Below are 6385 nucleotides of genomic sequence, written 5' to 3' on the forward strand. Positions count from 1 at the left end.
CAGCCAGGAGGCGGCCAGGCCGCCGATCAAGGCGCCAACGAAGACGACCAGCAATGCTTCCGGCAGGAAACCCAGGCCCGTGACCCCGGTCGGGCGCGACATGCGGGTCCATTCATAGAAGATCGCCGCCGATATCACGGCGCACAGCAGCCGGAACGGCAGACCGCCGATCCAGGTCAGACCGAGAGTGATGATGGCGAGCACGATCGCCGAAACGACACGCAGCTGGAGATTGCTCATCCCGCGGCCGGTCGCGAAGCGACGTCCTGGCCTCCAAGTCCGCCGAAACGGCGTTCGCGGCCAGCAAACTCACGCAAGGCCTCGGCAAGGTGTTCGCGGCTGAAGTCGGGCCAGTAGCAAGGCAGGAAGACAAGCTCGCTATAGGCGGCCTGCCACAGGAGGAAATTCGACAGCCGAAGCTCGCCGCTGGTGCGAATGACCAGTTCCGGGTCGGGAATGCCTTGCGTATCAAGCGCAACGGCAAAGCTTTCGGCAGATATCGCCTCGGCGTCGAGTTCGCCACGCGCCACGGCCAAAGCGAGCTTTTGCGCCGTGCGAACGATCTCGTCGCGTCCGCCATAGTTGAAGGCGATCACCAGCGTCAGAGATTCATTTGCGGCAGTCAGCGTTTCGGCCTCGTCGAGCAGTCCCCTGATATCGGGCTGCAGCCCTGCCCGGTCGCCGATGATTCTAACCCGCACACCGCTCTGGTGCAGTTCGGCAAGGTCACGGCGGATGAACATTTTCAGAAGGCCCATCAGGTCGCTGACCTCGGATTTCGGCCGCGACCAGTTCTCCGACGAGAAAGCGTAGACGGTCAGGTAGGAGATGCCGAGTCCGGGTGCTGCGCGCACCGTCTTGCGCAGCGCCTCGACGCCGGCACGATGGCCCGCAAGACGAGGCAAGCCGCGCGCCTTGGCCCAGCGTCCGTTTCCGTCCATGATGATCGCGACATGCGCGGGCGTTGCCATGTTCTCGCTTTCGGGTCAGCCGGAGGCCAAGACCCTAAACCTGCATGATTTCAGCTTCCTTATCGGAAAGCAGGTGGTCGATGGTGCTGATCGTCTCGTCGGTAAGTTTCTGAACCTGGTCCGAGCGCTTGCGCTGATCGTCCTCGCTGATGTCGCCGTCCTTCTCCGCCTTCTTCAGGAAGTCCATGCCGTCGCGGCGCACATGGCGCGCGGCGACCCGGGCGTTCTCGGCGTAGGTGTGCGAGATCTTGACCAGTTCCTTGCGTCGCTGTTCGTTGAGTTCGGGAAGCGGAATCCTGAGGTTGGTGCCGTCCACGATCGGGTTGAAACCCAGATTGGATTCGCGGATCGCGCGGTCGACCGCGCCGACCATCGACTTGTCCCATACCGATACCGAGATCATGCGCGGCTCCGGCACCGAGACGTTGGCGACCTGGTTGATCGGCATGGTGGTGCCATAGGCCTGCACCTGGATCGCATCAAGCAGATTGCTGGAGGCGCGACCGGTCCGCAGCGAAGCCAGATCATGCTTGAACGCGGCGATGGCCCCATCCATGCGCCGCTTGAGATCGTCGTACTCACCACTCATCTTTATCTCCTCGACCCGTCTAATGCGGGCTCACTGCTCCGTCTTCGAATCGGACCTTCGAAAACCGGTTTCCCTTCGAGCCTGGCCGCCGATCAATCGTCCGCGACGACCGTGCAGCGGCCGCCGCCCCTCAGAATATCGCCGAAACCACCTTTTTCGTGGATCGAATAGACGATTATCGGAATGTTGTTTTCGCGCGCAAGTGCAATCGCTGCAGTATCCATGATGGAAAGGCCGCGATTTATGACTTCGCCATGGCTGATGCGCTCGAAACGCGTCGCATTCGGGTCCTTCTTCGGGTCCGCCGAGTAGACGCCGTCGACCTGAGTGCCCTTGAACAGTGCGTCGGCGCCGATTTCAGCCGCGCGGAGGGCGGCGGCCGAATCAGTGGTGAAGAACGGATTACCGGTGCCGCCGGCGAAGATCACCACCTTGCCCTGGTTCATGTAGGCAGTCGCCTGGCGCTGCGAAAAGCTCTCGCAAAGTTCGGGCATGGCGATCGCCGAAAGCACCACGGCGTCGACGCCGATCTTGTTCAACGACGTGCGCAGCGCCAGCGAGTTGATCACCGTGGCAAGCATGCCCATGTGGTCGCCGGTGACACGGTCGCCGCCCTTGGAGGCAACGGCCACGCCGCGAAAGATGTTGCCGCCGCCGATGACGACACCGACCTCGATGCCCAATGCACGCGCCTCGGCGATGTCGCCGGCGATGCGATCCACCACTGAAACGTCGATGCCGAAATGCTGCTCGCCCATCAACGCTTCGCCCGACGCTTTCAACAAGACACGTCGGTAGAGGGGCTTCACCGTCATCTGGGCCTCTTCATTTGCATGTGGCGCGTTTCGGTGGCTACCCTCGCGCAGGCGCCGCCTCGAAACAATGGCGTTCCGATACACGAAGGGCGCCGCGATGTCACGCGGCGCCCAAACGGCAAATTCGCCGGTTTCCTGTCCCATCAATCAATTGGTGGACACGCTGGCCGACTCTCCTTCGATAAGCACCGGTGACACGTAGTTGGAGGGCTTGTCGCCGGTTGTCGCGCCGCCGGTGACGCGCGCCTGTATCTGCGCGCCGAAATAGGAATAGGGAAACGGCGCTGGAGTTCTGCTGACCCTCTCCAGCCGGTCGCGATGCGCTTTCGGAATCTCGAAATCCAGCGCGCCAAGATTGTCCTGCATTTGGCTGAGCGTCGTCGCACCGAGAATGACGGTCGCGATCCCCGGCTGCGTCGCTACCCAGTTGAGCGCGACCTGAGGCATGCTGCGGCCGATCTCGGATGCGACCTTCTCGAGTTCGGCCACGATAGCCCAGTTGCGTTGCGTGAACTTTTGGAACCCCGGATGCGTCGAGTTGCGAAATCCGTCGAGCCGGCCCGCGGTTCCGGCCTGAGCCGGCCGATACTTGCCGCTCAGCAGTCCGCTGGCCAGCGGGCTCCACACCATGATGCCGGCGCCATGGCGCGTGCCGAATGGCACGAACTCATTCTCGATCGCGCGTTCGGCCAATGAATATTCGAGCTGTAGCGCCGAAACCGGCTCATATCCGCGCAATTCGGCGATCGCCTGTGCGCGGCCCGCATACCAGGCGGGCACATCCGAAAGACCGACATGGCGCACCTTGCCCATCCGAACCAGGTCGTCCAGCGTGCGCATGACCTCCTCGGCCGGGGTCAGCCTGTCCCAGACATGCATGAGATAGAGATCGATATAGTCGGTCCCCAACCGTTTCAGCGAAGCATCGACGGCCCGCATGATGTTCTTGCGGCCATTGCCGCCGGCATTCGGATTGCCGGGCTGCATGTTCATGGTGAACTTGCTGGCGATCACCGCCATGTCGCGCAAGCCGCGCTCGGCGATGAATTCGCCAAGCCAGGCTTCGGCCGTGCCGTCTGTGTAGAGATCCGCCGTGTCGAAGAAATTGCCGCCCGCCTCGACATAGGCGTCGAACATCGCCCGCGCCGTATCCCTGTCGGCTCCCCAGCCCCATTCCGTGCCGAAAGTCATCGTGCCCAGCGCCAGCCGGCTGACCCTGAGGCCGCTGTTGCCAAGAGTGTAGTAGGTCATGGTCATAATCGTCTTCCAATGCTTGGTGATAGATGCCCGAGCGTCACTGGCCCGGAGTGGTCTTGACCCAGGGATTGCCGCGCTCGTGTGTCATGCGGAACGCAAAGCCATCGACCTTCCAGCCATCCGCAAAACGCGTCAGGTGATGCTCATAGGTGCCCCAGACCTCCCAAAGCGGGTCGCCATTGCCTTCCATCCGGTTCCAGGCATAGCCGTTCGACAGGACAGTCGCCGTGTCCCCTTCGAGAACGACCTGGTGATTGGTGCGCAGATGCAGGCTTGTCTTGCTGCCCTTGAGGTTGGCCGCCCAGGCGCCAATCAGGTCGTCGGAAGCGATGTTGGCCGCCGGCTGTCCGGAAAGGCTGCTGAAATCGGCAGTGGCCCGATCCGCGAAATAGCTGCGTGCAAGCTTCCAGTCCTGGGCGTCGACGGCCCGGTCGATGGCATCGGCAATGCGAATGACCGCGCGTTCGTCTGCGAGGGCCCGCCAGTCTGATGGCTCCGCCCCGCCGGCGTCCATCGGCGCCAACGCCATGCCTGCCGCGAAAGTTACGCGCTTCAACGCATTCATGTTCTTTCTCCTCGATGCCATCAGCCCATCGCCGACGTGCGGCCGGCAATGTGGACCGCTCGGTCGACATCGATAAGATTGCATTGTTCGTATGGACCATGCGATATCATGCATGAATGTACCGGGACCTGCTCACCCACTTGCCTGTGATCGTCGCCGTGGCCCGACGCGGCGGCTTTGCGCTTGCCGCCGCCGAACTCGGCATGAGCCCTTCGGCAGTCAGCCATGCGGTGCGCATTGTCGAAGAGCGGATCGGCCAGCCTTTGTTCGCACGGACGACGCGCAGCGTTTCGCTCACCGAGGCCGGCAAGGCGCTGGTGGAAACGGCGGCTCCGGCCCTCCAGGATATTGCCGAGCGGATGGACCGTATCCGCAGCGTCAAAGGCAGGCCGTCTGGCCTGCTCAGGATCAACGCCTCCAACATCGCCATACCATTGGCGGTGACGCCGGTGGTCGCCGCGATGGCCGAGCGCTATCCGGAGGTTACCGTCGAGGTCTTCGCTGACCAGGGTCTGGTTGATATCGTCGGCGAAGGCTTCGATGCCGGCATCCGGCTTGGCGAGATGATCGCCCAGGACATGGTCGCGGTCCGGCTGACGCCGCCGTTCTCCGTCGTCATCGTGGCCTCGCCCGTTTATATCGGACGGCACGGCCGTCCCAGCAGCGTTGCCGATTTGGCGAACCACAATTGTATTGGCTACCGGCTCGTCCGCTCCGGTGCGCTCTATCGCTGGGATCTGATCGAGGATGGCAAGGACATCGCCATGGAGACGCGGGGCAGCGTTGTCGTGACGGATTCGCTCGCAGCAATCGATCTTGCGCTTGCAGGCGTCGGGCTTGCCTATGTCTTCGAACCGCTGGCGCGCGCCGATCTTGCCGCGGGCCGCCTGGTCCAGGTGCTGCCGCAGACGGCGATCGAGGAACCGGGGCTATTCCTCTATTTCCCGCGCCGGGCGTCAATGGCGCCGAAGCTCAGGGCCTTTATCGACACCGCACAAGAAATCGGCCGGGCATCCTTGCGGACACCCGGCCGAGTTGCCTGAGCTGAGAAGCCCCTTCAGGGGCTATTTGTAAGGATTATTTCTTCACCGCAGCCGCGACTTCCGCCGCGAAATCGGTCTCTTCCTTTTCAATGCCTTCGCCGAGCGCAAAGCGCAGATAGGCGGAAATCTTGGCCGGAGCGCCGATTTCCTTCTCGGCATCCTTCAGTGCCTGCTCGACAGTGATGTCGGGATTGAGCACGAAGGCCTGCTTCAGGAGCACGACTTCCTCATAGAACTTGCGTAGGCGGCCTTCGACCATCTTTTCGATGATCGCTTCCGGCTTGCCGGACTGGCGCGCCTGATCGGCGAAGATCGCCTTCTCGCGCTCGACCGCAGCCGGATCGATCTGCTCGGCCGTCAGCGCCAGCGGGTTGGTGGCGGCGACATGCATGGCAACCTGGCGGCCAAAGGCATTGGCGGCATGCTCATTGCCCGTGGTCTCGATCGCGACCAGAACGCCGAGCTTGCCAAGACCATCGGCAACTGCGTTGTGGACGTAGGTGGCGACAGCACCGTGCGGGACGGTGAGCTTGGCCGAGCGGCGGAAGCCCATGTTTTCGCCGATGGTGCCGACAGCGTCCTTGATGGTGTCGGCAACCGACTTGTCGGAACCTGGATACTTTGCGGCGGCCACAGCTTCCGTCGTGCCGTAGGCCAGCGCAACCTTGGCAACATTGGCGACGATTTCCTGAAACGCGGCGTTGCGGGCAACGAAGTCGGTCTCGGAATTGACCTCGACGACGGCAGCCTCGCGCACGCCGTTGTCGACGCCGATCAGGCCCTCAGCCGCGGTGCGGCCAGCCTTCTTGTCAGCCTTGGAGATACCCTTCTTGCGCAGCCAGTCGACGGCCTCTTCCATGTTGCCGTTGGTCTCGGTCAACGCCGCCTTGCAATCCATCATGCCCGCGCCGGTCAAGTCGCGGAGTTCTTTGACCTGTGCAGCCGAAATGCTCATTGTCGCCTCTTTGTTTTAAATGCACCGACGCACCATCGGTATTCGATGGTGCGTCTGTTTAGCGTGCCAGAATATGAGAAAGATGAAGGCCGCAACCGGCCTTCGCTTATCAAGCTTCGGGGGCTTCCGACGCCGGAGCCGGGTCGAGCGCGGGTTCGACCGGAGCTTCGACCGAAGCGCCGATGTCGAC

The 6385-nt window shown here is 62.6% G+C and carries 7 protein-coding genes and 1 pseudogene; 1 reads left to right on the forward strand and 7 read right to left on the reverse strand.

The genetic code is table 11. From position 1 onward, the window contains the following. The 6 genes and pseudogenes from EOA22_RS21385 to EOA22_RS21410 form a co-directional block, all read right to left on the reverse strand. A pseudogene (locus tag EOA22_RS21385) lies at positions 1–240 on the reverse strand (phosphatidate cytidylyltransferase); the annotation flags it as partial. After that, complete coding sequence (locus tag EOA22_RS21390; RefSeq protein WP_013531758.1) at positions 237–971, reverse strand: isoprenyl transferase; 735 nt, start codon at positions 969–971, stop codon at positions 237–239. The pseudogene EOA22_RS21385 and the gene EOA22_RS21390, both read right to left, overlap by 4 nt. A 34-nt stretch (positions 972–1005) precedes the next feature. After that, a complete protein-coding gene (gene frr / locus EOA22_RS21395) occupies positions 1006–1560 on the reverse strand; it encodes a ribosome recycling factor (RefSeq protein WP_013531759.1) in 555 nt (184 codons plus the stop codon). Positions 1561–1652: 92 nt separating this feature from the next. Next, positions 1653–2375, reverse strand: coding sequence for a UMP kinase (gene pyrH, locus EOA22_RS21400; RefSeq protein ID WP_013531760.1), 723 nt, complete (start codon positions 2373–2375; stop codon positions 1653–1655). 147 nt (positions 2376–2522) lie between these two features. Further along, positions 2523–3632 carry an aldo/keto reductase gene (locus tag EOA22_RS21405; protein WP_063167967.1) on the reverse strand — a complete coding sequence of 370 codons (1110 nt, stop codon included), beginning with the start codon at positions 3630–3632 and terminating at the stop codon, positions 2523–2525. A 37-nt stretch (positions 3633–3669) separates the two neighbouring features. Beyond that, positions 3670–4197, reverse strand: a complete 528-nt coding sequence (locus tag EOA22_RS21410) for a nuclear transport factor 2 family protein (protein WP_063167966.1) — start codon at positions 4195–4197, stop codon at positions 3670–3672. A 116-nt stretch (positions 4198–4313) separates the two neighbouring features. Here EOA22_RS21410 and EOA22_RS21415 point away from each other — a divergent pair, with 116 nt between their 5' ends. Continuing rightward, positions 4314–5240 (forward strand): LysR family transcriptional regulator, encoded by a 927-nt coding sequence (locus tag EOA22_RS21415; protein WP_063167965.1) that lies wholly within the window; start codon positions 4314–4316, stop codon positions 5238–5240. Between the two features lie 34 nt (positions 5241–5274). On the opposite strand, the gene tsf is transcribed toward EOA22_RS21415, so the two are convergent. Beyond that, the gene (gene tsf, locus EOA22_RS21420; protein ID WP_013531764.1) at positions 5275–6195 is read right to left on the reverse strand and encodes a translation elongation factor Ts; all 921 of its coding nucleotides are present in this window, start codon (positions 6193–6195) and stop codon (positions 5275–5277) included. Positions 6196–6385: the final 190 nt, after the last annotated feature.

The organism is Mesorhizobium sp. M7A.F.Ca.US.014.04.1.1 (assembly GCF_003998745.1).
Taxonomy (GTDB): Bacteria; Pseudomonadota; Alphaproteobacteria; order Rhizobiales; family Rhizobiaceae; genus Mesorhizobium; species Mesorhizobium ciceri.